Origin of the sequence: Rhizobium sp. Root1220, from assembly GCF_001426265.1 — a bacterium.
Taxonomy (GTDB): Bacteria; Pseudomonadota; Alphaproteobacteria; order Rhizobiales; family Rhizobiaceae; genus Rhizobium.
Window position 1 is genome coordinate 430,654 of record NZ_LMDG01000033.1, and the last position, 23,466, is coordinate 454,119.

Genomic DNA, 23,466 nt, shown 5'->3' on the forward strand with positions numbered 1-23,466 from the left:
AGAAATCCTGGGTTTAAGCGGTTACGCGCTCAATGGCATCGATCAGCTTGGCAGGGTCGAAAGGCTTGACGATCCAGCCGGTGGCGCCGGCCTGGCGCGCGCGGTTCTTCTTTTCCGCGTCGCTTTCGGTCGTCAGGACCAGGATCGGAATCGCGCGGTATTTCTCGTTGCGGCGAACGCCTTCGATAAACCCGAAGCCGTCAAGGCGTGGCATGTTGATATCGGTGACGATCACATCCGGATTGGATTCTTCCAGGACTTCAAGGCCTTCGATGCCGTCTTCGGCCTGAATGGTCTCGAAGCCCGCATTGTTGAGGGTCACGAGAAGCATGTTCCGAATGGTCCGTGAATCATCCACGGTAAGCACTTTTTTCTTCATTGCCGGATCTCCTTGGCAAGCAGATGCTGAATGTCGACACCAATCAGCTGCATGGTTTTCTGAAATGCGTCCGAAACCTTGGCGAAGGTGAACGCCAGCCTGTCATGATCCCAGGTCTTGGCGGCGGCCATCAGCACCTGTGCGCTCAGCGCGCCAAGGCGTTCGACTGCCGAGGCATCGATCGACAAATCGCTGCCTCGCATCGAAGCCAGCTTGTCGCGCAAGGCGGTTGCTTCGTTGAGATCGAGCACCGCTGCCAAGCGCAGCGTCTTTCCACTCTTCTTTGCTGCCATCAGCGTTCCCTTGTTCTCTCGTTTCCGCCCAACGAATGTGAGCAGCCTTCGTATACTGATCGGTTAGTAAACATTCCGCCCACCGAAGCCGGACACGGATCGAACGAAACCGAAATCTTCATCCTCGTGGCCAGCCGTCTCTTGCGAAGGCTGAACCTCGGCGGCACGTGCTGTGGAAGCCAGCACCGGCGCTGGACGAGCGGCTTCTGCGTTTTGCCGCGCGATGCGGAATTCGCGGATCGTCTGTCCGAGCTCCACGATAACGGTTTGCAGATGATCGGCGTCCTGCATCGAGCGCTCGGCGGTGGCGGCGTTCTCGGCGACCTGCGCGCCGAGGTTCCTGACGTCGGCCGTAGCGGCCTCAAGACTGGAGGCATGCTCACTGGTCTGACTGGCGACCGTGGCGATCGCCGTGTTGATGTCGGTCACCTGCCGGACGATGCTGCCGATGGAATCCTGCGTTCGCCCGACGAGCTGAACACCCGCGTCGACCTGCGATTTCGTGGTGCTAACCAGTGTCTTGATTTCGCGCGCGGCGTCTGCTGAGCGTTGCGCCAACGCACGCACCTCTTGCGCTACAACCGCAAAGCCACGGCCGGAATCGCCGGCGCGCGCCGCCTCGATGCCGGCATTGAGAGCGAGAAGGTTCGTTTGAAACGCGATTTCGTCGATGGCGCCGATGATCTGGCCGATCCGTTCGGCCGACTTCTCGATATCCGCCATGGCGGTGATCGCACGGCTGACGACATGCCCGCTGTCCTCGGCCGCCGTTCGCGTGGACAAGGCCGCCTGTTCGACGGCTCGGCTGCCGGCAACACCGTTACGGAAGCTTTCCGAGAGGTCGGCGAGCGCCGCGGCCGACGACAACAGCTGCTCGGCATGACCCGATGCATTGCCGGAAAATCGTCGCGAAGCATCGCCGAGTGCCTGCACCGATGTCTCGGCTGTTGCAGTCCGCTCGCTTATCGTTCCTAAGTCGAACTGCAGCGCATCGAGCGCATCGTTGAGCGCCAGTGCGATATCTTTGTACGCGCCGTCTTCCTCGACAGCCGCGCGAGCCGTCAGGTCGCGGGCGGCGAGAGCATTGATGACGTCGGCGAACACGCGCGCGACCTCGGCCTTATCGGCACTGCGCTGGTCTGCAAGCTTACGCTGTTGGGAGGCGCGCAGGGCATTGAAGCGCAGCGAAACGGCAATTTCGACGTCCACCATCACGAGGCGGATGATCGCGGTCATCAGGTCGGAAATTTCGCGAGAGCGGCGCTTGGCGCTCGGCAGGAGCGGCCGGCCGGAAAGGTTGCTTGCGAGATCGGCAATCACATGTTCGAGCACGACCCCATGGCCGGCGACATGCCAGCGGGGATCGAGACCCATCTTGCTTTCGGAATCCGACAGGACCTTGACGCGCTCGGCATAGAGGCTGTCGAACCGTGCGTCGGTCAACACGTCCCAATGCGTCACCTGCAGGTCATGCAGCCGCTCGACCTGACGATCGCTTTCGAAATTGCGAGCGGCTTCAGGGAAAGACTGGAGACGCTGGAAAAGATCGCGCAAGCCGGCCTTCAGGGACTCCTGGAGAGCCGGACGATATCGGCGCACCATGTCACACTGGTCGCTATCGAGGCCGGCAAAGCGCAGACGATCACGCAGGCTGCCTGCCTGTGTTCCTCGCGTCTGATCTGATGGCATTTCCTGCCCCAACGCCTGTCCCCGATCACATTCCGGACCAGCGCCCGGCAAAATTCTACTCCGATCAATCAGTGCAAATGCAAGACGGGCAACCGGCCGCTGGCGATTGCCTGCGGGCCATAGCGTCCTGATCAGCACATTCTGCTTCAGAGCTGCTTGAAGAGATGGATTCCGGATCGACCGGGACGGCGGGGCGGCGTCATGCCTGGTGGGGACGAGTGAAACTCCCATTCCGACGTGTCTTGCAATGTTTATGGTTAATTCCTTGCCTGAAGGTTAATGCGCATTTTATGAATGCCGGCTTTCGAGGCAACGCGAATAACCATCCATGAATTAATGGGATTGCGTTGCTGAAGAGCGACAAGTTCGGCGCAAGCTTTGTGCTATAGCCCCGAATATAACCGTGACATGACGTCAGAAGGATTAGGCAATGATTGTTCTTGGACTGGGTTCCTGCTTCATCGCGGCGGGCGTTCTGGCGGCAATCGCATTGCTTGACCGCATCGATGCAACACGTGGATCTGTCGCAATACGAGTCCTTTAATTCCGTCAAATATCTACGGAAAGGGTTCGTGGTCCTAGGTAGCGCGGTCGCTGCCGTCCCTCGATTCTTTGTTTCAAGCGATAATCGGCTGTGTCGTTCGGGGCAACGACCGGGTTGTCGGGATCAACCTCGTATTGCTGGACCAGCTCGCTCGCCTCTCCAGCCGTTGCGCGAACGGGCGCTACCCCGCCGCAGCAGGCAGACAAAGGCAAGTCCCGACGCCATCGACTTCCACAAAGGCGACGCCACCGTTTTCGAACGCCAGGCGCAGCTGGGCCTCGGTTGCGCGATGGATCTCGTGATGCTTTCCTTCGTAGTCTCGAATGGTGCTGCGTGATACCGCAGCTTGATCGGCAAGATCGACCTGCGTCCAGTCAAGCAATCCGCGAGCGGCCCGGCACAAAGCCGGGGTCAGAATTGTTTCCTTTGCGCCTTGACCCATATCGTCAAACCACCCATATTGGTTGATATAAGTCATATATGTCATAGTTTGAGCAGGATTTCCAGTCAGGAGAGAACTGATGCCGCACGATACACCTTTGATTTCGACAATCGTCGGGGGTCTCGTGCTTGCGTTTATTCTCGGCGCTCTGGCACACAGGCTGCGACTGCCCCCTTTGGTTGGCTATCTGGTGGCCGGCGTCCTCGTCGGCCCGCATACCCCGGGCTTCGTTGCCGACCAAGGACTGGCGCCCGAACTGGCAGAGATCGGCGTCATCCTGCTGATGTTCGGTGTCGGCCTGCATTTCTCCTTGAAGGACCTTCTTTCCGTCCGCGGCATCGCGGTTCCGGGCGCGATCGTCCAGATCGGCTTTGCGACACTGCTCGGCTGGGGATTGGGCGCGCTGATGGGATGGCCAACGGGAGGGAGCCTCGTCTTCGGCCTCGCTCTCTCCGTCGCTTCCACGGTGGTCCTCTTGAAGGCGCTGCAGGAGCGACGGCTGGTCGAGACCGAACGCGGCAAGATCGCGGTCGGCTGGCTGATCGTCGAGGACCTTGCGATGATTCTCGCGCTCGTCCTCATTCCCGCCGCCGCCAGCATTGGTGGCGGACATGGAACCGTGGAGCCGCTGTCTGCCGCGGTCAGCAGATTGTTCGGTCTCGATCTCGGCATCGGCGGCATTATCGGCATGACGCTGGTAAAGGTGGCGCTGTTCCTCGGCGTGATGCTGGTGTTCGGACGCCGGCTTATTCCTTGGACCATGCACCGTATCGCCCACACAGGTTCGCGCGAACTTTTCCGTCTCGGCGTGCTTGCCATTGCTCTTGGCGTCGCATTCGGTGCGTCGAAACTTTTCGGCGTTTCTCTCGCACTTGGCGCCTTCTTCGCCGGCATGGTTCTCGCCGAAAGCGAGCTTAGCCACCGGGCAGCGCAGGAAAGCCTGCCACTTCGCGATGCCTTCGCCGTACTGTTCTTCGTTTCGGTCGGCATGCTGTTCGATCCGAACATCCTGATCGACAAGCCGCTGCCGCTGATTGCCACCGTTTTCATCATCGTCATCGGCAAATCGCTCGCAGCTTTTCTTATCGTGCTGCTCTTCCGCAAGCCGGTGGGAACTGCACTGACCATTTCGGCAAGTCTTGGTCAGATAGGTGAATTCTCCTTCATCCTTGCCGCACTTGGAGTCGATCTCGGGCTGCTGCCCGAAGAGGGACGCGACCTGATCCTTGCCGGCGCGATCATTTCGATCATTCTCAATCCGCTGCTCTTCTACCTCTGCGACCGGCTGCGTCCGTTCTTGGAGCCCGTCAGGCGCGAGGACCCATCCATCCAGCCGGTCGACGAGGTGGTGCTTGAACCCGCGGAAGCACCACCTGCCATCGAAGACGAGGTGCATAAGACGACACTTCGTGGGCACGCCATTCTGGTCGGCTACGGCCGTGTCGGAAGCATCGTCGGACAGAACCTGAAGTCATCCGGAACGCCTTTCGTGGTCATCGAGGACGCGGACAAACGCATCGCCGAATTGAGAGGTCAGGGGATCGAGGCAATCAGCGGCAACGCCGTCTCGCACGACGTACTCAATCTCGCCAACCTCGCCGGCGCCCGCAGCCTCGTGATCGCTATCCCCAATGCCTTCGAGGCGTGCCGCGTCGCGGAACAAGGACGAGCGATGAATCCGGGCGTGCTGATCGTGGCACGCGCCCATTCGGACGCTGAAGTGGATGAGTTGAGGGAATACGGCGCCGATACCGTCATCATGGGCGAGCGCGAAATCGCAATGGGCATGCTTGACCGGCTCTCCCAAGTGCATCATGACAGTGCACCCTATGAAGATGAGGCCGAGGCTGGTACAATTGCGGCCGAGAACTTATCTTCTCCCGACAAAATATGAGAGACTTTTGCGCCGTTGAGCCGGTTCGAGGTTAGAAATCCGCAAGAACACGAGATGAGGCACGATGCGCGCCGCATGACGGGTCGCGTTGCTGTTTCCCTCGCTGTCGCGATCTTCGCCTATCTCGGCCTTCTCTTCGGTGGCAATCTCGTCCTTGGACCGGCGAGAGGTCCAAATTCATTGTCATCGTCCAGCAAGGACGGCCAGCCGCTGCAGATCAGCGTGCGCGACGCGGTTCGTGGCATTCTCGCGGCAGACCGCAAGGTCACACCCAAGCATAGACCATACGATTCCGGCGACGCGGCAATCTTTTCAGCCCCGCCAGCGGAATTTGCTCCGGGTGACGGCGTGCGGCTGGTGTCACCAATCCATGCGACGTTGCGCACACAGGATGCTAAACCCTACGACGCGCACGGCCCGCCGACATCAGCGGCGTGACGACATGCGCCTGATCGGCGCCCCGCTGTATTTTACGACACGCTGCCTTCGCGAGACGCGTAGGCTCAAGCGTTACCAAGGATAAACAACCATATGCGCACTTCACGATGGCTGGTGGTCACCTATGCGGTGATCATTCTCCTCGGCTTTCTGATAGCCTTGCCGAACGCCCTGCCGCAATCGACCCTGGAGCGCCTGCCTTCCTGGCTGCCGCACAATCAGGTCTCCCTGGGCCTCGACCTTCGCGGTGGCTCACACCTGGTGTTGGAAGTCGATGAAGGCGACCTCACCAAGGAACGACTGAACTCGCTGCTGCAGGATGCTCGCCGCGTCCTTCGCGAAAAGAACATTCAGCCGAAGTCGGTCGTCCGCAACAACAACCAGATTGTCGTTTCGCTCACTGATCCGTCGCAAAGCGATGCCGCGGTCACCCAGCTGCGCACGCTCGGCAACACCATCGCCACCGGCCTTAGCGCCGGCCAGTCGGATCTTGCGGTCACGGCCAATGGTGGCAACATCACCGTCGGCTTCTCGCCGGCTGGCCTCGCAGCAAACGTCGATAATGCTGTCCAGCAGAGCCTTGAAGTCATCCGCCAGCGCGTCGACCAGGTCGGCGTTGCCGAACCGACGATCCAGCGCATCGGCGCCAACCGTATTCTCGTTCAGCTTCCGGGTGCGCAAGATCCGTCCCGGCTGCGCGAACTGCTCGGCTCGACCGCCAAGATGTCCTTTCACATGCTCGCACCGAACGGCCAGCCCGGCCCCGGCGTGACGATGCTGAAGGATGAACAGGGCAACACCTATCCGGTTCTCGACCGTGTCGAAATCTCCGGCGACCGCCTCTCTGACGCCCGCGTCGGCTTCGACCCCAACACGCATGAGCCTGTCGTCAGCTTCCGCTTCGACAGCGCGGGTGCCACCCGCTTTGCAGATATTACGCGTCAGAACGTCGGCAATCCGTTTGCGATCGTCCTCGACGACAAGGTGCTGAGCGCGCCGGTTATCCGTGAGCCGATCACCGGCGGCTCCGGCCAGATCTCGGGCAGTTTCTCGGCCGAGGGCGCAACGACCCTCGCCGCCTTGCTCCGCGCGGGCGCCCTGCCCGCCAAGCTGACGGTCATTGAAGAACGCACCGTCGGCGCCGACCTCGGCGCGGACGCTATCCGGAAGGGTCTCTATTCCGGCGTAGTCGGCTTCGTGCTTGTCGCTGCCTTCATCTTCGTGCTCTACGGGACCTGGGGGATCCTGGCGAACGTGGCGCTGCTGATCCACACGGTCTTGACCTTCTCCGCCCTGACGCTTGTCGGCGCAACGCTGACGTTGCCGGGTATCGCGGGTGTCGTGCTTGGCATCGGCCTTGCGGTCGACGCAAACGTACTGATCAATGAGCGTATCCGCGAAGAGACCCGCAAGGGTCGCGGAGCGTTTGCAGCCATCGACAACGGCTTCCGCCGCGCCTACTCGACGATCATCGATGGCAACATGACGGCGCTGATTGCCGCCGCCATCCTGTTCTACTTCGGCTCCGGCCCTGTTCGTGGCTTTGCCGTCACTATGGGTCTCGGCCTGATCATCTCGATGTTCACGTCGGTCGCCTTCGTGCGCGTCGTGATGATCGCGATTACCCGCCGCCGCAAGTTGAAGGTGATCAACATCCAGTCAATGTTCCGGTTCAGCCCCTATGACCGGCACATCCAGTTCATGAAGGCGCGCTTCTTCGGCGTCGCGGTCTCGGCGATCCTGTCGCTCGCCTCCATCGGGTTGTTCATCTATCCCGGCCTTAACTATGGCGTCGACTTCCGGGGCGGCATCCAGATGTCGGTGAAGACACAGGAAGCCGCCGATCTCGGCCACTTCCGCGAGGGGCTGAACAGCCTCGGCCTCGGTGAAGTCACTCTCCAGTCCTACGGCGACAACAACACCATGGCGGTGCGCGCCCAGAGACAGGAAGGCGGCGAAGAGGCGCAGACAGCTGCCGTCACCAAACTCAAGGCGGAGATCGTCAAGATCGACCCGTCGGCGACTGTGACCGGAACCGACGTGATCGGCCCGAAGGTCAGCGGCGAGCTTGCCTGGGCGGGCATCCTCTCGGTGGTCATCGCCAGTTTCGCGATGCTGTTCTACATCTGGTGGCGTTTCGAATGGCCGTTCGCGGTGGGCGCCATCGTCACGCTGGTGCTCGACGTCACCAAGCTGGTGGGCTTTTTCGCCATCACCGGCCTCGACTTCAACCTGACGGCCATCGCCGCCGTGCTGACAATGGTCGGCTATTCGGTGAACGACAAGGTCGTCGTCTACGACCGCATGCGCGAAAACATGCGGCTCTACAAATCGATGCCGCTGCGCGAGATCATCGACAAGTCGATCAACGAAACGCTGGCACGAAGCCTTTATACCAATGCCACTGCCTTCCTGTCGTTGCTTCCAATGGCAATCTGGGGCGGCAGCGCGGTGGAAAGCTTCGCCGTGCCGATGGCCTTCGGCATTCTCGTGGCCGGCGCTTCCTCGATCTTCATCGCAGCGCCCATCCTGCTCTTCCTCGGTGACTGGCGCCGCCGCCACGCAAAGGCAGTTGGTGCGACAACGAACGAGAAGGCCGTCGAAATCCTGCCCCCGGAACAGAGTAAGCCGCTCAAGTCGGCAAGCTGAAAATAGGCATCATAACGCGAGCTTGACGAGGGCGCCGGTTGCTGAGCCGGCGCCCTCTTTTCGTTCTGCCCGAGGTTGGACAATTGCGCCATGACGTGCGAGCAATCGGTGCATCAACTGGAGGCACGCGAAAGCAAATGTATCCCGAAACCCTGCCCAACGATCTCCTGGTATCCGATGCGCAAAGCACCGCGGATCCCGCCCTTTTCCGCCACCCCGGTCGGGCAGTCGGCACTCCGGAGCCCCGTTTTGGGTTTGATGCAGAGCGCTGCAGCACTAGTTATTTTGCAGAACAGCTAACGCACGGTCCATCAGTAACGGTATGACATTTATATTGACGCTACTTCTGGCGCTCGCAGCGTCCCCTTTCCAATCCGGGTTGCTTTCGATGGTATCTGGCATTCATCACATCACGCTTATCACTCGAAAAGTGCAGGCGAACGTAGACTTTTACGCCGGGTTCCTCGGCATGCGGCTGGTCAAGCAGACCGCGGGCTTCGAGGACGCCACCCAGCTTCACCTGTTCTACGGCGATGCGACAGGATCACCTGGATCGCTTGTGACCTTTCTCGTGTGGGAAGACGGCTCCCCAGGGCGCGCCGGCTATGGCCAGATCAACGAGCTGTCGTTGGCAATCGATCCGACCGGCATCGGCTACTGGCTGACCCGCGCAATGAATTTCGGCTTCAGATCGGAAGGACCCGCCGACGAATTCGGCGAGCCCGTGCTGCGCCTGAAGGACCTGGACAATACCATCGTTAAACTTGCCGGCACACGGGAGCTGAAATCGCCGTCCGCCTGGGACGGAGCCGGGATACCGCTGGAATACGCCGTCCAACGCGTCCGTGGCGCAACCATGCTGACGGAGAAGCCGGCGGAAAGCCGGGGCTTCCTGGAAACCAACTTCGGTTACCGGTTCCAGGCAAACCGTGGGAATATCGATCGCCTCGTCTCGCAGTCTGGCGATATCATCGATGTCAGGAATGCCCAAGGATTCTGGTCCGGTGCGCCCGGCGCTGGTACAGTTGATCATGTCGCCTTCCGGGCGGCGGATGACGCGGAACTGCTTCACGTTCACAAGGCGCTCGATGTAGCGGGCGCAGGCACGACCAACATGCACGACCGGAAATACTTTCGGTCCCTCTATGTCAGGGAGCCCGGCGGCACGCTGTTCGAATTGGCGACAGACAAACCGGGCATGACGGTGGACGAGCCGAGCCCGACCCTCGGAGCCAAACTCTTCGTCCCCAGGGATTCGATCACAGATCTCGGCGACCTGAAGGTGGTGCTTCCACAATTCTCGATGCCCGGAGAACCGCGCATCAACTATCGCGACTTGCCCTTCGTCCATCGTTTCTACACGCCGACCGATCCGGACGGCAGCGTTTTCGTGCTGTTGCACGGCTCCGGCGGGAACGAGACGACGCTGATGCCTCTGCTCCACAAGGTCGCGCCTCGGGCAACGTTGCTCGGCGTCAGGGGCCGGGCGACGGAGGAGGGAATTCCGCGCTGGTACAAGCGAATCACGCCGTTCTCCTTCGATCAGGACGACATCAAGAGCGAGGCGGAGGCCTTCGCCGCGTTCATCGATGGAGCGGTCAAATCCTACTCACTGGATCCGAAAAAGATTGTCTATGTCGGATACTCCAATGGCGCCAATCTGCTGAACTCGCTGCTCTACCTTCACCCGAACCTGGTCCACAAGGCGGTCCTGCTGCGTTCCATGCCAGTCCTCAGCAGCTTCCCGCATGCAGATCTCAAGGGCACCGATCTTCTGGTCATCAGCGGCAAGACGGATGCCTACGGCAAATATGCCGGTGATCTCGAGGCCCGCCTGAAGACCTCGGGCGCCACCGTCGATTCGGACATCATACCGGGCGGCCACGATCTTGGAGATGCGGACATCCCGATCATTCGGAAATGGCTGACGGACGAGGAGCAATGACAAGTGGCCGCAACCCTTGCTGCGGTCGTGGACGCCCCCCCGAGCGAACCGCCGAATGGCTTGACGGTTTTCAACAAGGTGACCGCGCGCGCAGGCGTCTTTTCGGGCAGCGAGCGACAAGTATGTCCTATTTCTCGGCCATCCTGCTATGTCCATGACGGATATTCGAGCCGATAACCTTTTGGTTGCATCGCGCTCTTCTAGGAAGAGCCTGGGCAAATCACCATTTGCTGCAGCGCAATCTTCACGCTTAGAAACAAACTCAAATATACAGTATATCTCAACGAACATAAGCTATAAAATAATTGCTTAATTACGAATTTTTCTCCCAATTATCTGAAAAAATCTATTTTTAGATTTCAGCAAAATACCATTTAATACAATTTAGACATGCTCATATATATATTTACGCCAAACGTGATTATATACACGCTGTTTAATTTTGGTTTTAACTTGTGGCAAGAAATTACCACATTCTTCTGCTTCATCCCCGAACTGTTCTATTTTGCTGCAACGCAAAATGCGCCTTGCCGAAGCGGGATCACCGTCTTATCCTCGCTTCAACATCGATCGCAGAAGGGGAAATCGCATGCCTCCTCGGCCCGTAGACATCAGCCTGATCATCTCTTCGAGAAATCGGGCATATGGACTGATGAACTGCCTGGATGCCGTTTCGATGGCTGCCCGCCAGGCGAGCTATCTTAGACTGGAACTCGTTTTCGTGGACAACGGCTCCACCGACGAGACGTCTGAGGTTGTACGCCAGTGGGCGGCAACGGCTCCGCTTAACACGAACCTGATCTACGAAGCAAAAGCTGGCCTTGCCGTTGCACGCAATACCGGGATCAGCGCCGCGAAGGGCCGAATCCTTGCATTCACCGACGACGATTGCGAGATATTCCCCGACTATTTCGGTACGCTCGCCGCCCTCTTTGGTTCAGACCAGGAACTGGTGATGCGTGGCGGACGGATCGAGCTTGGCGACGCGCGCGATTTGCCGGTGACGATCAAGACCGAACTCGAGCCAGCCGTGCTCACCAGCGATCTTCATGCCGGCGGCTTCATCCACGGCGCCAACATGGCTTTTCCGCACGAACTGATCGACAAGGTCGGCCTGTTCGATACGCGCTTTGGTGCGGGCTCGCCATTCCGCTCCGGTGAAGACACCGACTATGTCCACCGCGCTTTCAATGCAGGTATTCGCGTCGAGTACCTGCCCGAGTTCGCAGTCAAGCACTTCCATGGCCGCCGCGAGCTCGCCGACGTCAAACGGCTTCAGACAGGCTATGCTTTCGGCAACGGGGCACTCTACGCAAAGTATCTCTTCAATCGCCGCTCGAACATGCGCGGAATGCTGCGCTGGGAGTTCCGCCAGGCTTTGCTGGAGGCATTGGGGCGCCACAAGCTGGACGAAGAGCTCGGCCTCACCTACCGCAGCCAGCTTCGCGACAACCTTACAGGCATGCTCGCCTATTGGCGCGGGCAGAGGGCAAGACAGCCCGCCTAAGTCCGAGCCTAGCGACAGCCTGCTTCAATGCGCGAGCTTTCGCGAGACGAATTCGATTGGATAATGAATGCCCGATACGGCAATTGCCCACGCCGAGCTTAAGAAGAAAACCGCGCTATCCGTCCTGTGGTCGGTCGTGCGCGTCGCCTGGAGTACAGTCGCGACCTTCGTGATCTTTGTAGTCCTCGCCCGAATCCTCGGCCCCGGTGACTTCGGAACATTCGCGCTCGCAAGTCTGTTCGTCGAAATCGGCCGCGTGCTTGCCTATGCAGGGTTGGGCGACGCCATTACCCGGCAACTCGATCTCGACGAAGAACTCGCCGACACCGCCTTCTGGGCAACGATCGCATTCAGCGGCATCGTTGCGACGCTGGTCTTCATATTCGCCCCTTACTATGGCGACCTTGTCCGCGATCCGTCGGTTGCCGGCATATTGCGCTGGCTTGCGCCGCTGTTGCCTGTCTCCTCGCTGGCCGTCATCCACAATGCCCGGCTTGCGCGCGAGTTTGGCCACAAGAACCTCGCGGCCCAGGCCATTGCCGCCAGCCTTCTTTCCGGTATTACCGCAGTCGTCTGCGCCATGCTCGGCTGGGGCGTGTGGGCGCTGGTCGCACAGACGGCCGTCAATGCCGTCGTGACGGTACTGCTCGGATGGGTCGCCTATCCATGGATGCCGAAGCTGCGCTTCAATGTGCCGATGTTCCGCTCCGTCTTCCTGTTCAGCATCAGCCTCGTCGTCACGCAGTTGATGTGGATGCTGCTTGCCCGCGTGCAGGATATCTTCATTTCGCGCTGGTACGGCGCAGTCGAGGTCGGCCGCTACCGCATCGCCTGGCGGCTGATCGAACTTATCGGGCAGGCAGTGCTCGCACCGATCGGCAGCGTCGCCCTGGTCACGCTGTCTCGCCTGCAGAACGATCGGGTGGCGTTCCGAAATGCCTACAACAAGATCGTTGGCGCCGCCGCTTTGGGAACCATTCCGCTACTTCTCGGTTTCGGTGCGCTGTCGAATGACACGATTGCGTTGCTCTTTGGCGACAAGTGGGGCAATGCCGGCGATATCGCCACGGTTCTCGTGCTGATGTCCGTGCCATTCGTGATGAACTTCTTCGCGTCCTCGGCATTGTCGGCCGTCAATCGGGCCGGGTCTATTCTGTCGGTGGCAGCATTGCAGCTTGCTGCTACGCTGGTCCTGACATGGCTGCTCGTTCCCTACGGTGTCGTCGCCGTTGCGGCCGGCTATACGCTGCGCGCGTGGCTGACCATGCCCTACCAGCAATACGTACTGAGCAAGTATGCCGGCATCGATGCCAAGGGTACATTCAAGGCGGTTGCCATTCCCTTCTGCGGCGCAGCCATCATGGCCGTCTGCGTCTGGTTCGCCCACCCGGCCATCGTCGCCCATGTGACCAACCGATGGCTTTCGCTCGCCCTCAGCGTCGGCTTTGGCGCTTTGATCTATGCGGCCTTCCTTCCGACCTTCGGCCGCTCGGCCATTCGCCCCTATATCGCGCTCGCTCTCTCCTTGCTGCCATCGCGCAGACAGGCCGATACGCAGAGAACATGAGCTTCCATTCAGACCTCTTGTCAGTGACACAAGGAGCCTTCGATGACTGAATCGAACAACACGACGATCAACCGCCTGCAGGGCCTGATCACCAAATGCCATGCGGATCTCTTCGATTCCTCCGAACGGTTCGCGCTCCTGAATTTTCCGAACCACACCAATATCGGGGACAGCGCCATTTGGCTCGGTGCGCTGGCTTATTTCGATCGCCACCGTGCCCGGCCCTCCTATGTCAGCGAAATGTCCACCTTCGACGGCGAACGCATGGATGCCGCAATCGGCACCGGACGCATTTTCATCAACGGCGGCGGCAACTTCGGCGATGTCTGGCCGCACTACAGCAATTTTCGTGAACACCTGCTTGGCCAGTATCAAGGCCGGCCAATCGTTCAAATGCCGCAGACGATACAGTTTCGCGCGCAGGAAAACATCGACAGCATGGCGCGCGCCATCGAGCGGCACGGCAATTTCACCTTGCTGGTCCGCGACAAGAGGAGCTTCGAATTTGCGCGGCTATGGTTCCAATGCGAAGTGCGCATGTGCCCCGACATGGCGTTCTGCATCGGGCCGGTGAAACGCCCCGCGCCACAACACGAGCTGCTGCTGAACCTTCGCGATGACGTCGAAGTCGGCGCTGCCCAGGATCTGACGGCGGCGACGCTGCGACCCGGCACGGTGAAGTCCGACTGGACGGACGATCCGGCCGACTTTCAGCGACAGACGAAACACGCCGCCATCCTCAAGGGCTTGATGACCGGCCGCATCGGCGGTCGTGCGCGGATGACAGAGCTTGCCTATCGCGAGCGCGCACAGCAGCGTTTCGACCGCGGCGTGGCGCTGCTGAGCTCCGCCCGACAAGTCATTACCGACCGCATGCACGGGCACATCATGTCTGTGCTGATCGGCGCGGATCACTGCGTACTCGACAACAGCTACGGCAAGACGAGCGGCTTCATCGAAGCGTGGGGTACATGCAACAGCGACAAGGCCGCCCTGGCGCCGACCGTCGATGATGCACTGGCCATTCTCGACGCGCGTCGCATCGAGCAGACTGCCGCCGCGTGATATCAGTCAGCCTCGCCGGGCAACAAGAATCCCGGCGAGCACCACCACGCCACCGATAGCCTGCATCAATCCTATCGGTTCGCTCAGGACGATCCAGGCAAGGATCGCGGCCACGACCGGCTGCAGCAGCAGCGTCAGCGACGAGAAAGCCGCAGGCAGATAGGCCAGCGCGTAGGCGATCCCCACCTGGCCGCCTGCGTGGCTGACGAAAGCCAGCCCAAAAACGATGGCCCATCCATGCGCCGTTGCCGGGAGCATATGGTCCTCGAAGAAGAAGCCGAACGGGAAAACGAAGACCGCAGCCGATGCCGTGCTCCAGAGCATGATGCGGATCGTATCGAAGCGGGCGCGTAGCTTGCCAATCGCCAGGATATATCCCGCGTAGAACACCGCCGCTACAACCGCAACACCATCGCCCCTGAGGTCGCCGTTGCCGAGGGCGGCTGGCCCGCCTTTCAGGATGACCACGCCGGCAAGTGCAAGCACCAGACCAACCACAAAGACGCGTGTCACCACTGCGCGGAAGAACAGAAACCCGATAACCGTGACGAATACGGGCGCCAGATTGGCAAGCAACGTCGCGTTGGCCACCGACGTCATGGTGATCGACAGATGCCATGCCGCGAGGTCCATGGCGAGGATGAAACCCGGCAGGATCAGCATCCCGTAGTCCGACAGCGTGTGAGGTTTTGGCCCGGAATCCTTCCCCTTCAGGAGCGAGAAGATGAAGATTGGAATCAGCGCAAGCGCCACGCGCCAGAAGGCCGTAGCCATCGGCCCGACTTCCGACAGGCGAACGAAGATCGGCGACCCGCCAATTGCGGCGCCGCCAATGATCAACGCAGCAAGAGCGAAGCGGTTTGATGGTGATGAATCACTCACTGTGGAAGCGGTCTGCGACATGAATCCAGATGCTTTCTAGGCCGCGCATGGGACAAGCGGCACGTTGACGCCGCGATTAGCAGAAGCCACGCCATCAAGATAGCTGAGGAGCGACAAGGCAGACAAAAGTTGAAGCTTTTTTGCCTGCAGATGCGGATTCGGCCGCCTGTCAGGCGGAGATCACGGTCGAGAACTCCGGATTGCCGCGGATGGTGTTGCTCACCGTGCAAATCTCGTCTTCCGCGGCGTGCGCAATCTTCAGGCGGGTCTCTTCGTCAAGATCGCCCTTGATCGTGAAGGCGATGTTGAATTTCGCCACGCGGGAAAGTCCCTCGGTTGCCTTCTCGCCGGTCACGTCGGCGGTAATCTCGGTTATCCGGTCCAGAACGCCCATCTGGCTCGCGGAGATGCGGGCGCTGAGAACAAGGCAGGCCGACAACGACGAATAGAGCAAATCCAGCGGATTGAAGCCGGCCTGGGACGGGCCCGTCACGATATCGATCTCGCCCTTTGTGGCGGAGGTAACATGCGGGAAGCCTGTGCGTCCGAGTACGGCAGTTGCGCCAACCGGGCGGGGACGAACCTTGAGATCGGCCATGGGAAATCCTTTGGTGATAATTTTCGACTCTAGATAAGGATTTCCCGCCGCCGCGGCAACGCACTTGATGGCATTTCCGCAGTGATTCGCAGATCGGCTCCTGTCGATCCGTCAACCTCAGTTTCCCATCGCGATTTTTGAGGATAGCCCCGCGTCAGTTTCACGAGTCAATATAAGCGCAGGCTAAAACAGAAACGACTCATTGGAGTTATCCATGCGAGAACTTGCTGCTGTTGCTGTTGCACCCGGTGTTTTTCTTGATGCGGAAGCGTTTGGCTACGTGCGGAAAGTCTATGTTGACGACGAGCCCTGCTGGGGCCTGTTCGATTCCGAAGGTGACGTGATCTTTGTCGGCGATGCCGCGAGCGATTGCCACACCTATGCCGTCCGAGAGCAGATCCGCGTTCAGATCGTCCATTAGGCAAGGCCCGTACGGCCGAATAGTAAGCCGGGATTTGTACCCGGGAGAAATGCCTGACGCAGCGAGGCCGCCGCCAGGCACTATGGCAAGATCAACGGAACTGTTGCGCGGATGGCGTTATCGCCACCGCCTCGCCGGTGAAGATGATGAACGCGAAGAGCAGTACGCCGACGAAGGTGATGATCGAGGAAATCGCAACAACTGGCTCCATCGCCATGTTGCCGAGGAGCATGAGGTACAGCGCTGGTACCATCAGCGCAACGCCAGCAGTGTAGACGCCGTACTGGATCATGGCCAAGCGCTTCTCGGCCTTTCGCGGGTTGAGTGCATAGTAGCCGCCGAAAATAGCCATGCTAACCCAGCCCAAGAGATTACAGTGCGCATGGGCGCCAATCACGCTGTGATCCTGCGAAATCGCCATGTTCAAACCCATGCCGATACCGATGATCAGAAAAATGACTGCGGTTTTGAAGTATAGATGCGCGATGCGTGGCATAGAGATTCCCCCTCTGTTTGCGCCGCCAGTATTACCATCACAAACACGAATTGAGAACGCCATCTCTCGCGATTTGAGGCGGCCGATTGGGGCAATATGCAGCAAGTGGGCCGAACAATGTTAAGCTAACCCCGGGGAACACTTGAGTATCGAAGCGGCGCCTTCGTCAGGATAGCTATAAGCGATTCCTTAATCTCGTTCTGGGTAACTTGGATTGGCACATTCGCGGAGAAGTCAGATGAGAGACATCTACAGGCCGTTTGTCGCGAACGACGATCCCGACCGCAACATTCGCTGCCAGGACGCCATGCAGTTCGCATTTCAGGATCTTGTCGAGGCGTCGGTCGCCGCAGGCTGGAACGAAGGTGAAGTTATCGAAGCGATCATCGCCCTCGCGGAAGGCCTTCGTGACTTGAACGCCCGCGACGATGCGAAGGCGTTGCTGAATGTCTTGATGAGGATGGCTTGAGCGTCAGGGCGTGCCGGTGACGTCAGCGCCGAGCTGGAGTTCGAATTTTCGAGGACGGCCGCGTGATCTCGCGGCAGCAGCGTGACGTCAATCGGCCACCCGACCCCGTTCTAAAGTTAACGGCGGTCGCGCCCTGGCGATGCTCTTGCCAGATTTCCCGGCAAATTGAAACCACCCGGAGGGCGACGATTATGCTTTCTTGAGGAACTCGGTCTTCAGCACCAAACCCTTCACCTGCTTGGTGTTGCACTCTATCTCGCCGGGATTTGCCGTGAGCCTGATGCCCTTGACCAGCGTGCCGCGCTTGATGGTTTCCGATGTTCCCTTGACCTTCAGGTCCTTGATGAGCGTAACGGAATCGCCTTCGTTGAGCTGGGCGCCATTGCTGTCTCTCGTGATCGTTTCATCGGCCATCCGGCTTCTTGTCCCCTGTTCCTGTTCAGTTGCGCCCGTTCAGCGGCAGCAATTGTGCATGGCCATATCAGAGCAGAACGGATCGGAAAACCCGATTTGGAAACGGCCCCCAGCACTGCAATGGCACGGGCCGCATGATAGCCCGTTGATTTTGCGCCACGACTCCATCAAGACGCGTGGAAGCTGTTACATCGCGTGCAATTTGCTTGTCATCATCGCATGTTCGCGTGCATCTTTCCAACATGGCTGAAGCGACGAGAACCGAGCCGATTGATCCTGACCGGACTGTGCCGCGCACGGGTATCCAGCACCGGCGTTGGCGGAGGCTCGTCGTCGGAATTGGCAGCCTGCTCGCTCTACTGGTGGTTTGGCAGGTGCTGACGTCCATCATCGCCTATACCGACGATGCCTATGTTCATTCGGAGCTTGTCACGGTGGCGCCGCAGGTCGCGGGCGTCATCGTGAGTTTGCAGGTCGGAGACAACCAGGCGGTCAAGCGGGGCGACCTTCTGGCGGTGATCGACAGGATGCCGTTCCAGCTGGCGCGCGACGACCGAAGAGCCGCGGTGCAGGAAGCAAATGCCGAGCGCGACGGCGGGCGGGACGACATGGCGATTGCCCGCGACCAGCTGACCACTGCGGAAGCCTCGCTGAAGTACGCGACCGAGGAGCAGGCACGCCTTGCGACACTGAGCGGCGATGAAGCGGTTTCACAGGAACAGTTGGAGCGGGCCAACGAACTTCTGCAGCGTGCGACCACGCAACAGGCGACAGCACGCGCTTCGATCGACAGGGCGGCGCAATCGCTGGCAAGGTTGGAGGCGCTCGCCGCCCGCGCCGAGTCGGCGCTGGCCCTCGCGGAGTGGCAGCTGGGACAAACCGAAATCCGCGCCCCGGTCGACGGAACGATCAACAATCTGAATTTGAGCGTCGGCGACTCCGCAACCGTCGGCAAGGCGCTCATCGGCATCGTCGACGATGCGGGTTGGCGGATCATAGCGAACTACAAGGAAGGCTATATCAGGGACATGCAGCCCGGCGAGACCGCCTGGGTGTGGCTGGATACCCATCCCTGGCGCTTCTACCGCGCCCGTATCCAGGGCATTGCGCGCGGTATAAGCCGGGGGGCATCCGAGGATGCGATCCTTCCCTACGTCGCGCCCACCACCGACTGGATCAGACTGAGCCGCCGCTTTCCCGTCACGTTCACCCTCGTCGATCCACCGCCGGACCTCACGCTCTACATGGGCGCAGACGCCAGAACGTTGATCTTCCGATGATGCGGGCGGTGCTGGAGCTTCTCGGGGCAATCCGCGGCGAGATCGGGGAGTTGAGCCTGTCAGGCCCCCGCTTCCGCCAGGCCAATATCGCCGCGCTTGCTGTCGGCCTTGCAATCCTGCTTGCCCTGGCACTGCAACTGGCCGATCCTTGGTGGGCAGGAATCAGCGCGTTCATGTGTACGCAGGCAAGCCAACCGCAGTCGCTGCAGAAGGGCATACTGAGGATAGCAGGGACGCTCGTCGGTGCCGCGACAGCGTTTATCCTTACACCCTGGCTTGCCTACAATCCCGTTGCGACCATGATCATGCTGTTCGTCGCTGGCACGCTTGCCATCCTCGGCGGACTTCTCAGCCCACACGGCTACGCATGGCTGCTAGGCGGCATCACAACGATCATGGTGACGCTCGGTGCGCTGGACGATCCGATGCAGGCGCTGCCGATCGCCTTCTATCGCGCAGCAGAGATCATTCTGGGCACAGCAACCGCATTGCTCATGACGCGCCTGTTGGCGCCACACGACGGCGGAGGCGGCGCCACTGCGCCGGGTTGGCGCAGCCTGCTCGACGCAAATTGGCACGCCCTGTCGCACGCCCTTCGAACCGGCGTGGTCATTGCCGCCGTACCACTGGTTTGGCGCGAACTGGAACTGCCAAACCTCAGCCAGATGGCGATCTCGATCGGCGCGGTGATGGCCATTCCCAGTCTCAGCGGCATCTCGGACCAGGACCAGAAGGCTATCTCACAGCGGATGCTGCATCGTGCAGCGGGTTGCGCGCTGGGTGGCTGTGCAGGCGCCATCCTGCTGGCATTGTCGATCAGCCAATCCTTCGTCCCGTGGCTGCTGATGATCATGGCCGGCACATGGGTCGCGATGCAGATACAGAACGGTCGACACGGCATCTCCGGCGTTGGCGCGCAGGCGGCTGTCGCGATAATCCTCACACTCGTGCAAGGGGCCGGACCGGCGGCAACGCTGCTGCCTGCTATCGAGCGAGTAGCAGGGATGTTGGGCGCGATCGGATTGCTTCTGCTCATCAATCTGTTGCTCGGACCGCCAGTCGCCGCCCAATCCTTGCTGGACGATCGACACGGACGCGGACCCAGCTGCTGATTTTCAAGCAGCGACCGGGGTCCTACTCGAGCTCCAATTGCCGGCCAAGCCTTCTGGCAAACGCTGCGGCCTTCGTCGAGGCACTGCGGACAGCGTCAATTCCGCGCAGAACCTTGAGCATCTGGCGAGCTTCATCCTTGCTCATCGCGGAAAGGCTGACGCCATCCAACCGCACCGGCGACTGTGTCGCTTCGTCAACTATCGACCAGCGCTCATGATGCATCGATAACGTATAACTCGTCATTAATTCACCGTATACTTTGCCTAGTCATAATAAAATATGAATATACACCTCTTCACAAAGTACAATTCAGCCTAATTGCGTAAATCAAAATACCTACCAAATCCGAATACAGACCCGCCTCCTCTTGAATCAAGGGGATGGCGCCAAGGAAACAACTCAATGGAAGGCGTCTAGACAGATCAAAAGACGCCAGCTGACAAGGCCGATCGCAAACAGCAAACAGTCTAAACGCGTTTTGTCATGGATTTAGGAGTGGTGCCCAGACGCGGATTTGAACCACGGACACGCGGATTTTCAATCCGCGCAAACTCCTTGGTATGCAAGTCATTACGCGATCCATGTTGCATTTGTGTCGCGTTCAGCCGCCGAGAAGGGAACGTTCAGCAGCGGCTAATTCGTCTGCGTCATCACCGCGTGGGAAGAGATGACCATACACGTCCATCGTCATCACAATAGTCGAGTGACCAAGCCTCTCCTGCACGACCTTGGGGGGTAGTCCCAAGCCGCCATCCGCCGGTCGATTGATACACCATGAAGCGTAGAAATGCCGCAGGGCGTGCATGCCTGTATAGCGCGCCCGAAAAAGCGGCTTTCCATGATCATCCATTTCCCCCGTCGCGTCCACGACACCAGCTGCAATCTGCACCGGGATGAGACCCCGGTTGATGATGTTGGCCAGCGACTCGACTTTTCCGCTTCCATTGGGAAAGACGAGGTGAGCGTCATCTGGCTTCTCGCGATGGCGGTTGCCGTTGGCATCTCTCTCGTTGCTGTAAGGACGAGGATAAGACAGCTTCCATTCGCGCAACGTATTGATGACTATCGGCGGGGCAGGAATGGTGCGCTCTCCGGCTTCCGACTTTGGTTTCCCAATTTCGTTGTAGCGATCTGCACGCCGGTGAACCCTGAGCTCACGCCTGTCTAAGTCGACGTCGCTCCAACGCAGGCCCCGCAGCTCAGACGCACGCATCCCCGTGAAGATCGCTGTCAATAGGAGTGGGCGCCAATGACCCTCCAGAACACCAATGACGGCCCTCATCTCGGCTGGCGCTGGAATATTCACACCCACCTTAAGCTTGCCCTTGTGGCGTCGCTCCTGGCGGCGGTCAGTGCCTTTGGTCCGGGCACGGCTCTTTTCCCTGACCGCATTTCGGACAACTAGTCCACGTTCCTGCGCATCAGCGAGCAGCGATCCGAGGCTGACCAGCACCTTGCGTACCATAGTCGGCGATCGGTTTGTCTCGCGGAGTCGGTCCTCGAAGGAGCGGACGGCCGGAACGGTCATCTTTGAAAGCAAAACCTCGCCAATCAGCGGCGCAATATGCAGGTCGAGGTGCTGCCGGTATTGATCTACAGTGGAGCGCTCAAGTCCGCGCGATGTACTGGAGGCAAGCCAGAATTTGCCGGCAGCACTCACCGTGACACTATCGCTGTCTGCAACATGCACGCCCTCCCTAACCTCGACCGAAGCCGTGGCGGCGAAAGCATCTGCCTGTTTCTTTAGCTTGAAGGTCTTCTGCCGCCGAACGCCCTTGGCATCGACATAGTCCACGACCCAAGCAGTCTTCTGCTCGCCATTGCTTGTCACCCACGCACGCTTGCGAACAGACATTTCAATCCTCCTTGGGAGTCAGTAGCTGGACCAATCGGCTGAGGTGTTCAAGTACTTCCGCGTTCACCTCGCTCCCCCGCTCACGAACGTCTAGGCGCATCACATCCGCCTTGTCCGATCGAAACGAACTTTCAAGTCTCAATACAATTTCAGCATTCATTGAACGGCCGGCCGCTTCGGCACTCTCTTTAATTCGATCGCGCATGCCGTCCGGCAACCTAAGAGGAAATTGGTCTGACCCACGCCCTGCCCTAGCCATTCCGTCTCGTCCCATATTATCTTGACATCACCGTAATTTCTTACAGCTTGACATACAAGTACATCACGGTAATTTACATCACCGTGATGTAGTCATTTTTTGGAGCCATGAAATGGAATTGAAAACGGATAACGCAGATCTCGATGCTCCGATCTGGGGAATCGAAAACTTCGCAAAAATCATCAATAGAACTCAGAGAGCAACCTATCACCTCGTCGCCAATGGGAAGCTGCCGGCAAACAAGATCGGCGATCGGTACGTCAGCACGCGGCGAAAACTACTCGCCGCCGTACTTGGCGAAGCAGCATGAAAGATGCACTCGTCGAAGCAGGGTCATGGCTGCCCAGCCAGGCAGCCGGATCGTCGCCTCGGCATCGACAATCCGCGGTGACGCCTCCAGTCACAGAGTAAATGTAAATATTATTTTTGAATATCATTGGTATATATACTGATAATAGGACCAACATTATTCATATAATGATTGCATTTCCTTTGAACTAAAGCGCTGGACATTGCTACATCCATAGTTATATTTTCGCGTTGCTTTATTTCCACTCCATCGTGCTTTTAGTGCAACCAACGCTCTCCTTCCGGTCGCGTGGAACCAAGCTAGCGGAGGAACTGATTATGACTCAGGCTTTCTACCTCTTACTCGACGCGACTGTTGCCCCGGGCATCACCGTTGTCCACGTCGCCCATCCCGGGGTCTATGTTAGGAGACTGATCCGCTTGCATCAGACCCCTTTCATTTCGTTCTAGCCGTAACGCCAAGTGGAACAAAGAGCACCTGCAGCAGTCGAGAGGAAGTTCCAGTGACGCTCAAACTCAAACAGCACGCCAACGGAAATTGGTACGTCAGCGGCACTCTTACTGTCGGCTGGGGAGCTGACGGAGCCATCACACAGGAAATCCGCAACTCGACGCGAACAAAGGACAAGCTCCAGGCAGACGCCATCCGGCGGCTGATCGAGAACCAGGCAGCCGAGCAAATCTTAACGGGCCGAAAACCTGTTCTCTCGATCCGGGAAGACGCGGCGAAAGAAACCACGTTGAACCAAAATCTGTCGGCCAAGCGGATAAGATGGGATAACTGCGGCCCAACCTCGAAGGCACTTCCGCCTAGTCTGCTGGATGAACTGTTTGAAAAGAAATCCAGAGACCGATCGAGTGTAACCGCCCGATTGGCACCGCCTGCCGCATAATGCCTTAATGGCCTAAGACACGTGTTTAACGACGTCGTTAGCGACGTGTCTTATGGGGGGATCGC

General features: G+C 59.2%; 24 protein-coding genes. 13 read left to right on the top strand and 11 right to left on the bottom strand.

All coding sequences use genetic code 11. The annotated features are described in order from the left end of the window. Positions 1-13: 13 nt before the first annotated feature. From cheY1 to ASC90_RS21250, 4 genes are all read right to left on the bottom strand, one after another. Complete coding sequence (gene cheY1, locus ASC90_RS21235; protein ID WP_003545492.1) at positions 14-379, bottom strand: chemotaxis response regulator CheY1; 366 nt, start codon at positions 377-379, stop codon at positions 14-16. After that, entirely contained in the window at positions 376-672 is a 297-nt protein-coding gene (locus ASC90_RS21240; protein WP_056544810.1) for an STAS domain-containing protein, read from the bottom strand. Before ASC90_RS21240 ends, cheY1 begins: the two co-directional genes overlap by 4 nt. Before the next feature lie 63 nt (positions 673-735). Then, positions 736-2,361 (bottom strand): globin-coupled sensor protein, encoded by a 1,626-nt coding sequence (locus tag ASC90_RS21245; protein ID WP_056544813.1) that lies wholly within the window; start codon positions 2,359-2,361, stop codon positions 736-738. A gap of 725 nt (positions 2,362-3,086) precedes the next feature. After that, positions 3,087-3,392, bottom strand: coding sequence for a transcriptional regulator (locus ASC90_RS21250; RefSeq protein WP_056544816.1), 306 nt, complete (start codon positions 3,390-3,392; stop codon positions 3,087-3,089). Positions 3,393-3,426: 34 nt separating this feature from the next. On the opposite strand from ASC90_RS21250, the gene ybaL reads away from it, so the two are divergent. From ybaL to ASC90_RS21285, 7 genes are all read left to right on the top strand, one after another. Further along, a complete protein-coding gene (gene ybaL, locus ASC90_RS21255; protein ID WP_056544821.1) occupies positions 3,427-5,241 on the top strand; it encodes a YbaL family putative K(+) efflux transporter in 1,815 nt (604 codons plus the stop codon). A 54-nt stretch (positions 5,242-5,295) separates the two neighbouring features. Beyond that, positions 5,296-5,679, top strand: coding sequence for a hypothetical protein (locus tag ASC90_RS21260; protein WP_056544823.1), 384 nt, complete (start codon positions 5,296-5,298; stop codon positions 5,677-5,679). Positions 5,680-5,772: 93 nt separating this feature from the next. Next, positions 5,773-8,328, top strand: a complete 2,556-nt coding sequence (gene secD / locus ASC90_RS21265) for a protein translocase subunit SecD (RefSeq protein ID WP_056544826.1) — start codon at positions 5,773-5,775, stop codon at positions 8,326-8,328. 322 nt (positions 8,329-8,650) lie between these two features. Beyond that, positions 8,651-10,273, top strand: coding sequence for a VOC family protein (locus tag ASC90_RS21270; protein WP_056544828.1), 1,623 nt, complete (start codon positions 8,651-8,653; stop codon positions 10,271-10,273). Positions 10,274-10,862: 589 nt separating this feature from the next. Then, positions 10,863-11,780, top strand: coding sequence for a glycosyltransferase family 2 protein (locus ASC90_RS21275; RefSeq protein ID WP_056544830.1), 918 nt, complete (start codon positions 10,863-10,865; stop codon positions 11,778-11,780). 67 nt (positions 11,781-11,847) lie between these two features. Then, positions 11,848-13,347, top strand: a complete 1,500-nt coding sequence (locus ASC90_RS21280) for a lipopolysaccharide biosynthesis protein (protein ID WP_056544833.1) — start codon at positions 11,848-11,850, stop codon at positions 13,345-13,347. Positions 13,348-13,389: 42 nt separating this feature from the next. Then, a complete protein-coding gene (locus tag ASC90_RS21285) occupies positions 13,390-14,412 on the top strand; it encodes a polysaccharide pyruvyl transferase family protein (RefSeq protein ID WP_056544836.1) in 1,023 nt (340 codons plus the stop codon). 6 nt (positions 14,413-14,418) lie between these two features. Here the strand turns inward: ASC90_RS21285 and ASC90_RS21290 are convergent, their stop codons facing one another. Then, the gene (locus ASC90_RS21290) at positions 14,419-15,315 is read right to left on the bottom strand and encodes a DMT family transporter (protein ID WP_056544839.1); all 897 of its coding nucleotides are present in this window, start codon (positions 15,313-15,315) and stop codon (positions 14,419-14,421) included. A gap of 148 nt (positions 15,316-15,463) precedes the next feature. Further along, positions 15,464-15,892, bottom strand: coding sequence for an OsmC family protein (locus tag ASC90_RS21295; protein ID WP_056544842.1), 429 nt, complete (start codon positions 15,890-15,892; stop codon positions 15,464-15,466). 214 nt (positions 15,893-16,106) lie between these two features. On the opposite strand from ASC90_RS21295, the gene ASC90_RS21300 reads away from it, so the two are divergent. Further along, on the top strand, positions 16,107-16,313 hold the full coding sequence (locus tag ASC90_RS21300) for a hypothetical protein (protein WP_056544845.1): 207 nt from the start codon (positions 16,107-16,109) through the stop codon (positions 16,311-16,313). 91 nt (positions 16,314-16,404) lie between these two features. On the opposite strand, the gene ASC90_RS21305 is transcribed toward ASC90_RS21300, so the two are convergent. Continuing rightward, positions 16,405-16,809, bottom strand: coding sequence for a hypothetical protein (locus ASC90_RS21305; protein WP_056544846.1), 405 nt, complete (start codon positions 16,807-16,809; stop codon positions 16,405-16,407). Positions 16,810-17,047: 238 nt separating this feature from the next. On the opposite strand from ASC90_RS21305, the gene ASC90_RS21310 reads away from it, so the two are divergent. Beyond that, positions 17,048-17,278, top strand: coding sequence for a hypothetical protein (locus ASC90_RS21310; protein WP_056544849.1), 231 nt, complete (start codon positions 17,048-17,050; stop codon positions 17,276-17,278). Between the two features lie 189 nt (positions 17,279-17,467). On the opposite strand, the gene ASC90_RS21315 is transcribed toward ASC90_RS21310, so the two are convergent. Further along, positions 17,468-17,692 carry an alkylphosphonate utilization protein gene (locus ASC90_RS21315; RefSeq protein ID WP_056544852.1) on the bottom strand — a complete coding sequence of 75 codons (225 nt, stop codon included), beginning with the start codon at positions 17,690-17,692 and terminating at the stop codon, positions 17,468-17,470. A 242-nt stretch (positions 17,693-17,934) separates the two neighbouring features. Here ASC90_RS21315 and ASC90_RS21320 point away from each other — a divergent pair, with 242 nt between their 5' ends. Further along, the gene (locus tag ASC90_RS21320) at positions 17,935-18,972 is read left to right on the top strand and encodes an HlyD family secretion protein (protein ID WP_082520011.1); all 1,038 of its coding nucleotides are present in this window, start codon (positions 17,935-17,937) and stop codon (positions 18,970-18,972) included. Then, a complete protein-coding gene (locus tag ASC90_RS21325; RefSeq protein WP_056544856.1) occupies positions 18,969-20,084 on the top strand; it encodes an FUSC family protein in 1,116 nt (371 codons plus the stop codon). Before ASC90_RS21320 ends, ASC90_RS21325 begins: the two co-directional genes overlap by 4 nt. A gap of 22 nt (positions 20,085-20,106) precedes the next feature. Here ASC90_RS21325 and ASC90_RS21330 read toward each other — a convergent pair whose 3' ends face one another. From ASC90_RS21330 to ASC90_RS21340, 3 genes are all read right to left on the bottom strand, one after another. After that, entirely contained in the window at positions 20,107-20,328 is a 222-nt protein-coding gene (locus ASC90_RS21330; RefSeq protein ID WP_156393067.1) for a hypothetical protein, read from the bottom strand. 358 nt (positions 20,329-20,686) lie between these two features. Then, on the bottom strand, positions 20,687-21,940 hold the full coding sequence (locus tag ASC90_RS21335; protein ID WP_056544861.1) for a site-specific integrase: 1,254 nt from the start codon (positions 21,938-21,940) through the stop codon (positions 20,687-20,689). A gap of 1 nt (position 21,941) precedes the next feature. Continuing rightward, a complete protein-coding gene (locus ASC90_RS21340; protein WP_082520008.1) occupies positions 21,942-22,214 on the bottom strand; it encodes an Arc family DNA-binding protein in 273 nt (90 codons plus the stop codon). Between the two features lie 97 nt (positions 22,215-22,311). Between ASC90_RS21340 and ASC90_RS21345 the strand changes: the two genes are divergently transcribed. Both ASC90_RS21345 and ASC90_RS21350 read left to right on the top strand, forming a co-directional pair. Then, positions 22,312-22,509, top strand: coding sequence for a hypothetical protein (locus tag ASC90_RS21345; RefSeq protein ID WP_056544866.1), 198 nt, complete (start codon positions 22,312-22,314; stop codon positions 22,507-22,509). Between the two features lie 502 nt (positions 22,510-23,011). Beyond that, positions 23,012-23,401 carry a hypothetical protein gene (locus ASC90_RS21350; RefSeq protein WP_056544869.1) on the top strand — a complete coding sequence of 130 codons (390 nt, stop codon included), beginning with the start codon at positions 23,012-23,014 and terminating at the stop codon, positions 23,399-23,401. The last annotated feature ends 65 nt before the right edge of the window (positions 23,402-23,466 follow it).